The 11,893-nt window shown below is 67.8% G+C and carries 12 protein-coding genes and 2 pseudogenes; 3 read left to right on the top strand and 11 right to left on the bottom strand.

Translation table 11 applies throughout. The features are described 5' to 3' along the window. Positions 1–19 precede the first annotated feature (19 nt). Together HK415_RS05270 and HK415_RS05265 are read left to right on the top strand one after the other, a co-directional pair. Positions 20–497: pseudogene (locus HK415_RS05270) on the top strand (peroxiredoxin). 245 nt (positions 498–742) lie between these two features. Further along, the gene (locus HK415_RS05265; RefSeq protein ID WP_253261770.1) at positions 743–2,395 is read left to right on the top strand and encodes a PhoH family protein; all 1,653 of its coding nucleotides are present in this window, start codon (positions 743–745) and stop codon (positions 2,393–2,395) included. A 46-nt stretch (positions 2,396–2,441) separates the two neighbouring features. On the opposite strand, the gene HK415_RS05260 is transcribed toward HK415_RS05265, so the two are convergent. The 10 genes and pseudogenes from HK415_RS05260 to HK415_RS05215 all read right to left on the bottom strand — a co-directional run bounded on the left by HK415_RS05260 (position 2,442) and on the right by HK415_RS05215 (position 9,163). Continuing rightward, on the bottom strand, positions 2,442–2,648 hold the full coding sequence (locus HK415_RS05260) for a hypothetical protein (RefSeq protein WP_171557086.1): 207 nt from the start codon (positions 2,646–2,648) through the stop codon (positions 2,442–2,444). Then, positions 2,615–2,800 (bottom strand): hypothetical protein, encoded by a 186-nt coding sequence (locus HK415_RS05255; RefSeq protein ID WP_171557084.1) that lies wholly within the window; start codon positions 2,798–2,800, stop codon positions 2,615–2,617. The genes HK415_RS05260 and HK415_RS05255 overlap by 34 nt, the downstream gene beginning before the upstream one ends. Positions 2,801–2,883: 83 nt before the next feature. Continuing rightward, on the bottom strand, positions 2,884–4,290 hold the full coding sequence (dnaB, locus tag HK415_RS05250; protein ID WP_171557081.1) for a replicative DNA helicase: 1,407 nt from the start codon (positions 4,288–4,290) through the stop codon (positions 2,884–2,886). A gap of 247 nt (positions 4,291–4,537) precedes the next feature. Next, a complete protein-coding gene (gene rplI, locus HK415_RS05245; protein ID WP_171557079.1) occupies positions 4,538–4,990 on the bottom strand; it encodes a 50S ribosomal protein L9 in 453 nt (150 codons plus the stop codon). A 10-nt stretch (positions 4,991–5,000) separates the two neighbouring features. Beyond that, positions 5,001–5,282 carry a 30S ribosomal protein S18 gene (rpsR, locus tag HK415_RS05240; protein ID WP_171557076.1) on the bottom strand — a complete coding sequence of 94 codons (282 nt, stop codon included), beginning with the start codon at positions 5,280–5,282 and terminating at the stop codon, positions 5,001–5,003. A 19-nt stretch (positions 5,283–5,301) separates the two neighbouring features. Beyond that, positions 5,302–5,588: pseudogene (gene priB / locus HK415_RS05235) on the bottom strand (primosomal replication protein N). A 32-nt stretch (positions 5,589–5,620) separates the two neighbouring features. After that, on the bottom strand, positions 5,621–5,986 hold the full coding sequence (rpsF, locus tag HK415_RS05230; RefSeq protein WP_171557074.1) for a 30S ribosomal protein S6: 366 nt from the start codon (positions 5,984–5,986) through the stop codon (positions 5,621–5,623). Between the two features lie 115 nt (positions 5,987–6,101). Further along, the gene (locus HK415_RS05225; protein ID WP_171557072.1) at positions 6,102–6,578 is read right to left on the bottom strand and encodes a hypothetical protein; all 477 of its coding nucleotides are present in this window, start codon (positions 6,576–6,578) and stop codon (positions 6,102–6,104) included. A 120-nt stretch (positions 6,579–6,698) separates the two neighbouring features. Next, positions 6,699–7,337, bottom strand: a complete 639-nt coding sequence (locus HK415_RS05220; RefSeq protein ID WP_171557070.1) for a 3'-5' exonuclease — start codon at positions 7,335–7,337, stop codon at positions 6,699–6,701. A 2-nt stretch (positions 7,338–7,339) separates the two neighbouring features. Next, positions 7,340–9,163: a DUF294 nucleotidyltransferase-like domain-containing protein gene (locus HK415_RS05215; RefSeq protein WP_309246583.1), complete on the bottom strand. Its 1,824-nt coding sequence runs from the start codon at positions 9,161–9,163 to the stop codon at positions 7,340–7,342. Between the two features lie 145 nt (positions 9,164–9,308). On the opposite strand from HK415_RS05215, the gene HK415_RS05210 reads away from it, so the two are divergent. Next, a complete protein-coding gene (locus HK415_RS05210; RefSeq protein WP_171557065.1) occupies positions 9,309–9,698 on the top strand; it encodes a hypothetical protein in 390 nt (129 codons plus the stop codon). A 49-nt stretch (positions 9,699–9,747) separates the two neighbouring features. On the opposite strand, the gene HK415_RS05205 is transcribed toward HK415_RS05210, so the two are convergent. Then, positions 9,748–11,889 (bottom strand): sodium:solute symporter family protein, encoded by a 2,142-nt coding sequence (locus HK415_RS05205; RefSeq protein WP_171557062.1) that lies wholly within the window; start codon positions 11,887–11,889, stop codon positions 9,748–9,750. Positions 11,890–11,893 lie beyond the last annotated feature (4 nt).

Raw genomic sequence — 11,893 nt, 5'->3', positions numbered from 1 at the left:
CATACCGACTCAGGACTCTATGGCGATCGTTGTCAACAAACCCCTTCCCGAATTCGAAGCGAACGCCACCGCGCGGCACCAAGGTCACGAACACCACGCACGTGGGGCAGATCCTGGTCCTGTACTTCTACCCGAAGGACAACACGCCCGGCTGCACCACGGAAGCGATGCAGTTCCGTGACAAATACAAGGACTTCGTGAAGGCCGGCGCCGTCGTGTTCGGCGTCTCGCGCGACAACATGAAGTCGCACGACGAGTTCAAGACCAAGCTCGAACTGCCCTTCGAGCTGATCGCCGACACCGAGGAAAAGATGTGCCACATGTTCGGCGTGGTCAAGAACAAGATCATGTACGGCAAGAAGGTCAAGGGCATCGAGCGCAGCACCTTCCTCGTGGGCGCCGACGGCATCCTCAAGCAGGAATGGCGCGGCCTGAAGGTCCCCGGCCACGTGGACGAGGTGCTCAAGGCCGTGAAGCTGCTGAAGAAGGCCGCCTGAGTCCCTTGCGCGCCCGCACTGCCGGGCTTGACGTAAAGACACAACAGGGCGTCGGCTGACGTTGTTCCCAAGCTGGGCATGTGCATAATGAATTCATGCCGTTGATCCAGACGCGACGCGTCATCACCGTCAGCCCGAAAGAAGCCGCCCGGCCCGCCTGGCGGCTTTTTTGTTTTTCGACTACCTCATCCGGAAGCCGTACCACCCATGCCCCCCCTGCCCCCGCCCCGACCAAGCGCGCCGCCATGCTCCCGCCGGAAGCCTTCGATGCTCCGGCCCGTTCCTCGCACAAGGCGGCGCGAAAATCGGAGGCGCCTTCGGCCGATAGGCCGGTGGCGGATCACCCGCAGGCCGAGGACGAGTTCGACCCGCGCGCCGGAGGCGGCGACGTGCCGGCCGGCAGCTTCGACGTGGAAGTCGAGACCTACCTGGACGAGCCGCAACCGGGCCGCAAGAAGAAGGACCTGACGGTCCCCGAGCCGGCGCCCAAGAAGAAGAAGCCTTCGGGCCCCTCCAAGATGTTCGTGCTGGACACCAACGTCCTGATGCACGACCCGATGAGCCTGTTCCGCTTCGACGAGCACGACATCTTCCTGCCCATGGTGGTGCTGGAGGAACTGGACGGCCACAAGAAGGGCACCACGGAAGTCGCCCGCAACGCCCGCCAGGCAAGCCGCTCGCTCGACGCCCTGGCCGGCGCGCCCGGCACCGACATCGCCCACGGCCTGAAAGCTGGAGAGCACGGGGCACAAGGAAGCCGGCGGCTGCCTGTTCTTCCAGACCATGCCGCTGTCGCCCACCGGCCTGCCCATGGGCCTGCCCCCGGCAAGGCGGACAACCAGATCCTGAGCGTGGTGCAGGCGCTGCAGGAAAAGCACGCGCCGCGGCAGGTGGTGCTGGTGTCCAAGGACATCAACATGCGCGTCAAGGCGCGCGCGCTGGGCCTGGTCACCGAGGACTACAAGAACGACAAGACGCTGGACGACCTGGACCTGATGTATTCGGGTTCGCTCGCCCTGCCCGCGGACTTCTGGTCCAAGCACGGCAAGACGGTGGAGAGCTGGCAGTCGGGCCAGCACACCTTCTACCGCATCAGCGGGCCGATCGTGCCCAGCCTGTTCATCAACCAGTTCGTCTACTTCGAGGCGCCCGGCGAGCCCAGCCTCTATGCGCGCGTGACGGAAATCCGCGGCAAGACCGCGGTGCTCAAGACGCTGAAGGACTACGGGCACCTGAAGAATGCGGTGTGGGGCGTCACCACGCGCAACCGCGAGCAGAACTTCGCGATGAACCTGCTGATGGACCCGGAAGTGGACTTCGTCACCCTGACCGGCACGGCCGGCACCGGCAAGACGCTGATGGCGCTGGCCGCGGGCCTCACGCAGGTGCTGGACGAGCGCCGCTACACCGAGATCATCATGACCCGCGCCACGGTGAGCGTGGGCGAGGACATCGGCTTCCTGCCCGGCACCGAGGAGGAGAAGATGGGCCCGTGGATGGGCGCGCTGGACGACAACCTCGAGGTGCTGGGGAAGACCGAAGGCACGGGCGGGGAATGGGGCCGCGCGGCGACCAACGAATTGATCCGCTCCAAGATCAAGATCAAGAGCATGAACTTCATGCGCGGGCGCACCTTCCTGAACAAGTACGTGATCATCGACGAGGCGCAGAACCTCACGCCCAAGCAGATGAAGACGCTGATCACGCGCGCAGGCCCGGGCTCCAAGATCATCTGCATGGGCAACCTGGCGCAGATCGACACGCCCTACCTCACGGAAGGCTCCTCGGGACTCACCTTCGCGGTGGACAAGTTCAAGGGCTGGCCGCACAGCGGGCACATCACGCTGGCGCGCGGCGAGCGCTCGCGGCTGGCGGATTTCGCGAGCGAAGTGCTCTAGGACCCCGCAGGGACGAAGAATGCCGGGCCCAGCCCGGCTTTTTCTTTCAGCGCTGCTGCGCGTTCACGTCACACGGCGGGCAGGCCGAGATCCGGCTGCCGAAAGGCGTGTAGCGCAGCACCTTCGACAGGCCCTCACGTCCGCTGGCCGCCCGCGCCACCAGGGCACTCGCGCCCAGCAGGCCGGCGCTGCGCACCAGGGCGTGGCGGTGCTTGCGCGTCACCTGCCACAGCCCGATCCCGATCGCCAGCACCAGCCAGTGCTCGCCCGGGAAGCCCTTGCGCGCCTCGTCGGCGGCCTTGATCTTCTCCAGCGGAGACGGCTCGTCCAGCTCGGGGGCACCGCCTCGGTGACCATGGGCACGTTGGCCTCGGCCAGGGTCGGCATCAGGTTCATCTCTTCCATGGTCTTCTCTCCAGGGGTTCTGGAGCGAAGGATCGCGCGGCCGGCCGGCGCGCGGCGTAGGAAAGCGGCGTGAAACCGATGCGTCAGAAATCGGCGTTGCCGGACGCCAGGTTCTCGAACTTGGTCAGCTGCTTGATGAAGGCCATCTTCACCGTGCCGGTGGGGCCGTTGCGCTGCTTGCTGATGATCACCTCGGAGACGCCGGGCTCCTTGGAGTCCTTGTTGTAGTAGTCGTCGCGGTAGATGAACATGATCACGTCCGCGTCCTGCTCGATCGCGCCGGATTCGCGCAGGTCGGACATCATGGGGCGCTTGTCGGTGCGCGCCTCGACGCCGCGCGACAGCTGCGACAGCGCGATCAGCGGGCAGCCCAGCTCCTTGGCCAGCATCTTCAGGCCACGCGAGATCTCGCCCACGGCGGTGGCGCGGTTCTCCTCGCTCATGCTGGAGGACGTGCTCATGAGCTGCAGGTAGTCGACCACGATCAGGCCGAGCTTGCCGCCGCACTGGCGGGCCAGCCGGCGCGCGTTGGCGCGCAGCTCGCTCACCGTCAGGCCGGGCGTCTCGTCGATGTGCAGGGAGATGTTGCGCAGCTTCTCGATCGCCTCGGTGAGCCGCGGCCACTCGTCGTCGGTCAGCTTGCCGGTGCGCAGGTGGCCCTGGTCGATGCGGCCGATGGAACCGACGATACGCACCGCCAGCTGCGAGGCGCCCATTTCCATGGAGAAAACCGCCACCGGCAGGCCTTCGTTGAGCGCCACGTGCTCGGCGATGTTGACCGCCAGCGAGGTCTTGCCCATCGAGGGACGCGCCGCCAGGATGATCAGGTCGCCGGCCTGCATGCCCGAGGTCATGCGGTCCAGGTCGTAGAAGCCGGTGGGCACGCCCGTGATGTCGTTCGGGTTGTCGGCCATCTCCTGGACGCGGTCCAGCAGCTGCACCACCAGGCTGTCCATGCCCTGGAAGCCCTGCTTCATCCGGGAGCCTTCCTCCCCGATGTTGAAGATCTTCTGCTCCGCCTCGTCGAGGATCTTCTCCACCGGCTTGCCCTGGGTGTTGAAGGCGGCGGTGGCGATCTCGTCGCTGGCGGACACCAGCTTGCGCAGGATGGAGCGCTCGCGCACGATCTCCGCGTAGCGGCGGATGTTGGCGGCGCTGGGCACGTACTGCGCCAGCGAGTTCAGGTAGGGCAGCCCGCCGACCTCCTCGGCCTTGCCCTGCGCCTGCAGGTGCTCGAAGACGGTGATCACGTCGGCCGGCTTGCTGGCGTTGATCAGCGCGCCGACGGACGCGAACACGAGCTTGTGCTCGTAGCGGTAGAAGTCGCCGTCGACCAGCAGGTCGCCCACGCGGTCCCAGGCCTGGTTGTCCAGCAGCAGGCCGCCCAGCACGCTCGACTCCGCCTCGACCGAATGCGGCGGGATGCGCAGCTGCGCCACCTGCCGGTCGCGTGGGAAATCGTCGTCGACGGCGCTCAGGACTGCGGACATGGGCTCGTTCTCTCCTCAAAGGGGGATTGTCCTGCCGGGGCTGTAAGCATGTCCAGTGATAACACTGGGGAGCTTCTCTGGGCAAGCTGTGGACAGTGGCCGCGAACCCTGTGGCCAAGGGCGGGAAAAGCGGTGGGGAGTGCGGGATAAGTCCGGGCAGCGCCCCTCACCCCAGCCCTCTCCCCGGAGGGGAGAGGGAGCAAAAAAAAAAGCCGCCCGGAGGCGGCTTTTCGCGAGGCGGTGGGACTTAGGCCGTCTCGCCGTACACCGTCACGTTGACGTCGACCACCACGTCCGTGTGCAGCGCCACGGACACGGTGCTGTCGCCGACGGTCTTGATCGGGCCGTTGGGCATGCGCACCTGGGACTTCTGCACCTTGAAGCCCGTCTTGGTGAGCTCCTCGGCGATGTCGAAGTTGGTGACCGAGCCGAACAGGCGCCCGTCCACGCCGGCCTTCTGGGTCAGCTTGACGGTCTGGCCGGCCAGCTTCTCGCCCAGGGCTTGCGCCTCGGACAGCTTGGCGGCGGCCTGCTTCTCGAGTTCGACGCGCTTGGCTTCGAATTCGGCCTTGTTGGCTTCGGTGGCGCGGCGGGCCTGGCCGTGGGGGATCAGGTAGTTACGGGCGTAGCCGTCCTTCACCTTCACGATCTCGCCCAGGTTGCCCAGGTTGATGACTTTCTCGAGCAGGATGACTTGCATGGCTACTTCCTCAGATGCGGTGCTGGTCGGAGTACGGGATCATCGCCAGGAAGCGGGCGCGCTTGATCGCCGTGTTCAGCTGGCGCTGGTAGATCGCGCGGGTGCCGGTCAGGCGGGCCGGGATGATCTTGCCGTTTTCCGAGATGAAGTCGCGCAGGGTGTCGATGTCCTTGTAATCGATCTCTTCGACGCCGGCGACGGTGAAGCGGCAGAAACGCTTGCGCTTGAACAGCAGCGACTGGGTGTTGCGCTTCGGACGCTTGTCCTTGTTGAACTTCTTGAACGTGGCCATGGTGGACCTCTACGAAAAATTAATCTTGCTGAAATGACTGGATATGCAGGACCGGGTGCTTGCCGTGGCGGGGGCGGCCAGGAAACCGGTGAACCGGAATCCGCTGCCGACCGACTGGCGCGAGAGCGTTTCCGCATCCGTCCCGAAGGCCACCGCCCGGATCTCCACCTTCACTTGGCGCTGCGAGCCGGCCTCCAGGGCTTGCGACTCGTGTTCGAGCGTCAGGTCGAGGGCGGGCAGGCCGGCCGGCGTGTAGCGCAGGGCCTTGGCCTCCGCGATACGTGCGCTCAGGATCGTCTGGTTCAAAACCCGGCGCTAGGCTGCCTGGTCCTCGCCGATTACGACTGGAACTCCGCCTGCTGCGCCTTGCGGGCTTCCTCGCGCTCCACGGTCTTCATCATGGAGGACGGGCCGGTGTCGGCCTTCTTCTTCACCACGGTCAGGTGGCGCAGGACGGCATCGTTGAAGCGGAAGGCGTGCTCCAGCTCGCTCATCACGGCCTGGTCGGCCTCGATGTTGATGCACAGGAAGTGGGCCTTGGCGAGCTTGTTGATCTGGTAGGCCAGCTGGCGGCGGCCCCAGTCCTCGACACGGTGCACCTTGCCGTTGCCGGCGGTGATCATGCCCTTGTAGCGCTCCAGCATGGCCGGAACCTGCTCGCTCTGATCCGGGTGGATCAGCAAGACGATTTCATAGTGACGCATAAGACTCCTTGTGGATGAGAGCCGCCCCGGCGTCGAAGTGGGTGCGGCAAGGCGGAAAGCCCGCGATTATAGCCTGCATGGGCGCAGGCTGCCCGGCCGTGGGGTCGGCGGGGTTTCAGCGGCCGTGGAGGGCGGCCTCGAAACGGGCGAATTGCAGGGGCAGGAGGGCGGCGCGCAGCCGCGGCGCGAGCTCGACCAGCTCGTCCAGGCTCTCTGCCGCTTCCACCGCCAGCAGCAGGTGGCTGGCGCGCGTGCCAAGCTCCGCGGTGAGCTGGATCCCGACCTCGTAGGCCCGCAGGTAGCGCTCGTTCGCCGAGGGGGCGGGGGACACGCTGACCCAGAGGCTGGCCGGTTGCGAGTCCGGGCCGAACTCCGGCGGCCGGACCGCAGCGCCCTGCTCCGCCACCAGCCCCATCTGCACCAGGCGGTCGATGTCGGCCGGCGTCACGCCCGTGGGCGAGGTCACCGCCAGCACGTCCTGCACGGTGCGCTTGCCGTCGAACAGGATCAGGGCGGCGCGCTGGCGCGGCGACAGGCCTGCCGAGCGGTCCTTCAGCACCTGGTGCCCGGCGGTGGTCTTCGATGTGGTCATCAGGGCCTCATTACGCCAGCAAACGGCAGGCGGGAGGCGGGCTTTTTCCGCAGCCCGCAGGGAAATGATCGGGCGTCTGCTCGGGCTTGTCCACCTGCCCCGATGGCGCCCATGTGCTAGTCAACCGCGCGCCACCCAGCGATGGCGGGCGGCGAGCCGTTCGACATCGCGCCAGCTCGCGCACTCCCTGACCACGCGCGGCCAGATGCGCAGCAGCAGGTCGCACTCCGCCAGCGTGTCCGCGATCGCCTGGTGGCGGGCGGCGCAGCGGATGCCGAAGTGCGCCATCCATTCGTCCAGCGAGCGCGCGCGCACCTCCGGGTGCGTCACGCCGCACAGCTGCTCGATGTCCAGCCAGGGGTTGGGCAGCGCGCCGCCCAGCGCCGCGCGCGCATGGCGGCCGATCAGCGCCTCGTCGAAGGCCGCATGGAAGGCCAGCAGGGGTGCGGACCCGGCGAATGCGGCGAAGGCACCCAGGGCTTCCGGCGCCGGCACGCCCTCCTTCTGCCGCTGCACGCCGATGCCATGCAGCAGGATGTTGTCGCGCCCGCTCGGCGCCTCCTGGCGCAACACGACCTCGAAGCTGTCGGCGAGCACGACCGAAAGCCGGCGCACCTGCCAGTCGACCTTCATGCCGATGGCGGCGATGGCCAGCAGGCGGTCGCGGGCGGGATCGAGCCCGCTGGTCTCCACGTCCACCATCAGCCAGCGCGAGGGCTCCTGGGTCGCGGGCGTCCTGCGCCAGGGCAGCCAGTCCACGGCTAGCGCTCGTAGTCCAGGTGCAGCCGCTGCTGCAGCAGGCGGGCGAAGCGGAAAGACTCCTTCAGGATGCGCCGGTCGATGTCGTTCAGGGTGGCCACCTCCAGCCGGTTCGGGTGCCCCGCGGCACTGCTGCCTTCCAGCTGGACGCGCAGCCGCAGCATCTGCAGGAACTCGAAGCTGCCCACCCAGGCCTCGTATTCGGCGCTGCCCAGGCCCAGGCGGGCGCCTGCGGCCTCGAGCCGCTCGCGCGTGCCGGTGGCCGCGACGCCGTGCGCCAGCGCGTACAGGCGCGCGGCGTCGACGAAGATCGCGGTGCCCTGCAGCTTCAGGTCCACCGTGCCCGCGGCGTCGGTGTCGATGGCGCCCAGCCAGTTGAGCGGCGCCGCGTGGGCGATGGCGTTCAGCGCCAGCTGCTTGAGGAAGCGCGGCGTGCGACGCGCGTTCTCCAGCACCTCCGCGTGCAGCGCCTGCGCCAGCTGCTCGTCCCCGGCCAGCGGCCGCAGGTCGAAGAAGATGCTGGCGTTCAGCAGGTCGGCGGGGCCGCCGTGCTCGATCCAGCCGGAGAAGCGCTCGCGCCACTCGCGCAGCGTGAGGCAGCAGTCGGGCTCGCCGGCCATGATGCCGCCGCGGCACAGCGGATAGCCGCATTCGGCCAGCGCCAGGTTCACTTCATGGCCGAAGGCCCGCGCGGCGCTGCGCTGCGCATCGGAGATGCCGTCCGGAAGGATCAGCGCGTTGTCCTGGTCGGTGGCGATGGTCTGCTCGCCGCGGCCCTCGGAGCCCAGGGCCAGCCAGCACAGGTGGTGCAGCGCGTTCCCGTGCTCGCCCGCCTTGATCTCCACCAGGCGCTGCGTCAGCACGTCGTTGAGGTGGCTGATCAGCGCGGTGAGCTGCCGGGCCTGCACGCCCTGGCTGAGGAGGTTGCGCGCGAAGCGGCGGATGTCCTGCGCCACCAGCTTCATGGTCGCCACATCGGGCGCGGCGCGGATGGTGGCGCTCAGCTGCTTGAGCGACAGGCGCTGCATGGCGAACAGGTCGCGCTCGGACACGATGCCGACCACCGCGCCATCGCGCGTGACCGGCACGTGCCGGATGGACTGCGCGGACATCAGCAGCGCCGCGTCCTGCGCGGTGTGCGCCACCGTGAGCGTGTGCACGGGGCGCACCATCACCTGCGCGACGGGCGCGTCCAGCGGCACGCCGGCCAGCGCCACCCGGCCGATCACGTCGTGCCGCGTCAGGATGCCCTGCACCCTCCCGCCAGGCTCGGTGACGATGATCGAACCGATGCGCCGCTGCTTCATCTGCGAGAGCGCCTCGCGCAGCGGCGTGTCGGGCGCGCAGGTCACGGGTGCGCGGGTGGCCAGTTCGCCCAGCGGGGTTTCGAGCGACTGCTCCGCAAGCGTCTGCGAGGCATACGCGACCTGCAGCGCGCGCCGCGAAAGCTCGAGGAAGCGGCCGATGCGCCGGTGCAGGAAGTCGGCGAACTCGGGGCTTTGCGCGGCCAGCTCCTTCATGGCCGCGCCCGGCAGCACCAGCACGAAGGTGTCGGCCGTGGCGCGGTAGGTGGCGGTCACCGCGCGCCGCGCCATCGCCGCGCCGATGGGAAACAGGTCGCCCGCCTCGTATTCGAAGGCGCCCCCCACCTCGGCCAGCCCCTTCTCGCCGGTGACCGCGCCCTGTCGGACCAGGAAGATCTCCTCGACCGGTCCGCTGGCCGGCTCCACCAGCGTCTCGCCGGGTGCGTAGTAACGCTGCTCCGAACGGGTGAGGAAGAAATCGACGGCGGCGGGGACCATGTGCGCGAACGGCGGATGGCGCACGAGCTCGGGCCTCAGCGCAGCCATGAGGCTGGGCGGTGGCGGCGGGCGGCCACTGCTGTCGAGCATGGGCAAATTATGGATGAATCCGGACAAGCGCAGCCATCCGCGCTAGGCAGAATCGGTTCATTCCGAAGGTGAGGCTCGCATGGAAAACCGCCTGGTCGACAACTTCAAGCGCATCGGCTTCCGCAAGTGGTACGAACGGCAGCTGCTCTCCAGCCACGCCCACATGGTGCTGGCGTTCCTGAGCGTGATCGCGCTCGTGGGGGCGATGGAGGCGTTCCGCACCGCGCAGGGCGATGCGCAGCTCGCCAACGTGCTGTTCGTGGTGGTGTGCGCCGCCATCGGCGCCTGGGCGCTGCGCCGCTACATCTTCCTGCTGATGCGCGCCGAGCAAGCCGCCAACCAGGCGAGCTGCCCCGATTGCGGCGACTACGGCCGCTTCCACGTCGTGGGCCACCGCCCGCGCGTGCACGAGATCGACCTGCGCTGCCGCAAGTGCTCGCGCGACTGGGTGTTCTCCGCCCTGAAATGAAAAAAGGCCCCGGGCAAGCCCGGGGCCTTGGTCACTCGAGCGCGATCGTTCAGGCGGCGCGTGCGGCGGTTCCCCGCAGTTCGGGGTAGCGCACGTGCTCGACGAGCTCCTGCGTCTTCTTGTCCGGCGCCGGCGTGAACAGGCTGACCAGGATGATGACCGCGAAGCCGATCGGCACGCCGAACACGCCGGCGGAAATCGGCTGGATGCCCCACCAGATGTTGTCCGCGATCGGCGAGGTCACGCCGAAGATGCTGCGCATCCAGGGCTGCGTGGTGGCCATGTAGTAGAAGGTCGTGCCGAGGCCGGCGATCATGCCCAGCGACGCTGCGATGCCGGTCGCCCGCTTCCAGAAGATCCCCAGCACCAGCGCCGGGAAGAAGGCCGCGGCCGCGAACGAGAACGCCGCGGATACCAGGAACAGGATGTCCGCCGGTTTCTGCGAAGCGACACCGGCGGCAGCCAGCGCGACGACCAGCAGGAGGATCTTCGACAGCATCACGCGGCGGGCCGTGGGTGCGTTCGGGTCGATCATCTTGTAGTACAGGTCATGCGACAGCGCGTTGGCGATCGTCAGCAGCAGGCCGTCCGCGGTGGACAGCGCCGCGGCCAGGCCGCCAGCCGCCACCAGGCCCGAGATCACGTAGGGCAGGCCGCCGATGGCCGGGGTCGCCAGCACCACGATGTCGCCGCCGATGGTGATCTCGCCGAACTGCAGGATGCCGTCCTTGTTCAGGTCGACCACCGACAGCAGCGTCGGATCCACCTTGTTCCAGGCCGATATCCAGAATGGCAGGCTGTTGAAGGAACTGCCCACGACCGTGTTGAACATCTCGTACTTCACCAGCACCGCCAGCGCGGGCGCCGTGAAATACAACAGGAAGATGAAGAACAGCGACCAGGTCACCGAGCTGCGCGCCTCCTTGACGCTGGGCGTCGTGTAGTAGCGCATCAGGATGTGCGGCAGCGCCGCCGTGCCCACCATCAGGCAGAAGATCAGCGCCAGGAAGTTGCGCCGCGAGGTGTCGTACGCGGTCTTCGCCGCCGCGTCCCCGTTCGGGTCGCCCGCGAAGATCTGGCCGTGGCGCGGCATGCCGCCCAAAGGCTTGTCCTTCGCTTCGGCGGCGGTCTTCGCGGCGGTCCAGGACTTCACGGCGGCCGCTTCGTCCTTCGGCAGTCCGGCCAGGGCCTTCTCGGCGGCCTGCAGTTCCGGCACCGGCGCGTTGCTGGCCTTGAGGTCGGCGACCTTCTTCTCCGCGGCCGCGCGGTCGGCTGCCAGTGCGGCTTTCGGGTCCTTCAGCTTCTCGGCCAGGCCCTTGGCGCGGTCGGCGAACACCTTGCGGACCTCCAGCTCCTTCGGGTCGGCGATCAGCTGCGCCTCCTTGGCGGAAACCTTCTCCAGCTGGTAGCCGTACACGGCCTGCGGGACGGGCACGCCGGTCTGCTTGACCGACAGCCAGACCACGGGGATCAGGTAGGCGATGATCAGGATGATGTACTGCGCCACCTGCGTCCACGTGACCGCGCGCATGCCGCCCAGGAAGGAGCACACCAGGATGCCGCCGAGGCCCAGGAAGATGCCGATCTCGAAGGCCACGCCGGTCAGGCGCGTGGTGATGATGCCCACGCCGTAGATCTGCGCCACCACGTAGGTGAAGGAGCAGAGGATGGCCGCGACGATGCCGATGAAGCGCGGCAGGTTGCCGCCGTAGCGCTCGCCCAGGAAGTCCGGAATGGTGAACTGCCCGAACTTGCGCAGGTAGGGCGCGAGGAACAGTGCCACCAGCACGTAGCCGCCGGTCCATCCCATGATGAACGCGAGGCCGCTGTAGCCCGTGAGGTACAGCGTGCCGGCCATGCCGATGAACGATGCCGCCGACATCCAGTCGGCGCCCGTGGCCATGCCGTTGTACACGGCGGGCACGCGGCGTCCTGCCACGTAGTACTCCGCGGCGTCGGTGGTGCGGCTCATGATGCCGATGCCGGCGTACAGGCCGATGGTGGCGAGCAGGAAGATGAAGCCGATCCAGTCGCGGTTCAGGCCCATCTGCTCGAGGACGGCGAGCACGATGACGAAGGCGATGAAGCCTCCGGTGTAGAAGCCGTAGACCTTGTTCAGCTGCTTCTTGAACGAGGCAGTGGACGCCGTGGAGACGTTGGGCTGGGCGCGGTCGGGGTTGAGGGTGGCCATGCTG

The sequence above is a fragment of the Ramlibacter montanisoli genome (assembly GCF_013087525.1).
GTDB classification, from domain to species: domain Bacteria; phylum Pseudomonadota; class Gammaproteobacteria; order Burkholderiales; family Burkholderiaceae_C; genus Ramlibacter; species Ramlibacter montanisoli.
Note: the sequence above shows the minus strand (reverse complement) of the source record. Positions and strands in the feature narration are given on the sequence as shown.

What these genes read in the sequence shown, in the direction of transcription:
- HK415_RS05265 (WP_253261770.1), top strand. Translation starts at nt 743, where the DNA reads ATGCTCCCGCCGGAAGCCTTCGATGCTCCGGCCCGTTCCTCGCACAAG.
- rpsF (WP_171557074.1), bottom strand. Translation starts at nt 5,986, where the DNA reads ATGCGTCACTATGAAATCGTCTTGCTGATCCACCCGGATCAGAGCGAG.
- rplI (WP_171557079.1), bottom strand. Translation starts at nt 4,990, where the DNA reads ATGCAAGTCATCCTGCTCGAGAAAGTCATCAACCTGGGCAACCTGGGC.
- HK415_RS05210 (WP_171557065.1), top strand. Translation starts at nt 9,309, where the DNA reads ATGGAAAACCGCCTGGTCGACAACTTCAAGCGCATCGGCTTCCGCAAG.
- HK415_RS05255 (WP_171557084.1), bottom strand. Translation starts at nt 2,800, where the DNA reads ATGGAAGAGATGAACCTGATGCCGACCCTGGCCGAGGCCAACGTGCCC.
- rpsR (WP_171557076.1), bottom strand. Translation starts at nt 5,282, where the DNA reads ATGGCCACGTTCAAGAAGTTCAACAAGGACAAGCGTCCGAAGCGCAAC.
- HK415_RS05225 (WP_171557072.1), bottom strand. Translation starts at nt 6,578, where the DNA reads ATGACCACATCGAAGACCACCGCCGGGCACCAGGTGCTGAAGGACCGC.
- HK415_RS05205 (WP_171557062.1), bottom strand. Translation starts at nt 11,889, where the DNA reads ATGGCCACCCTCAACCCCGACCGCGCCCAGCCCAACGTCTCCACGGCG.
- dnaB (WP_171557081.1), bottom strand. Translation starts at nt 4,290, where the DNA reads ATGTCCGCAGTCCTGAGCGCCGTCGACGACGATTTCCCACGCGACCGG.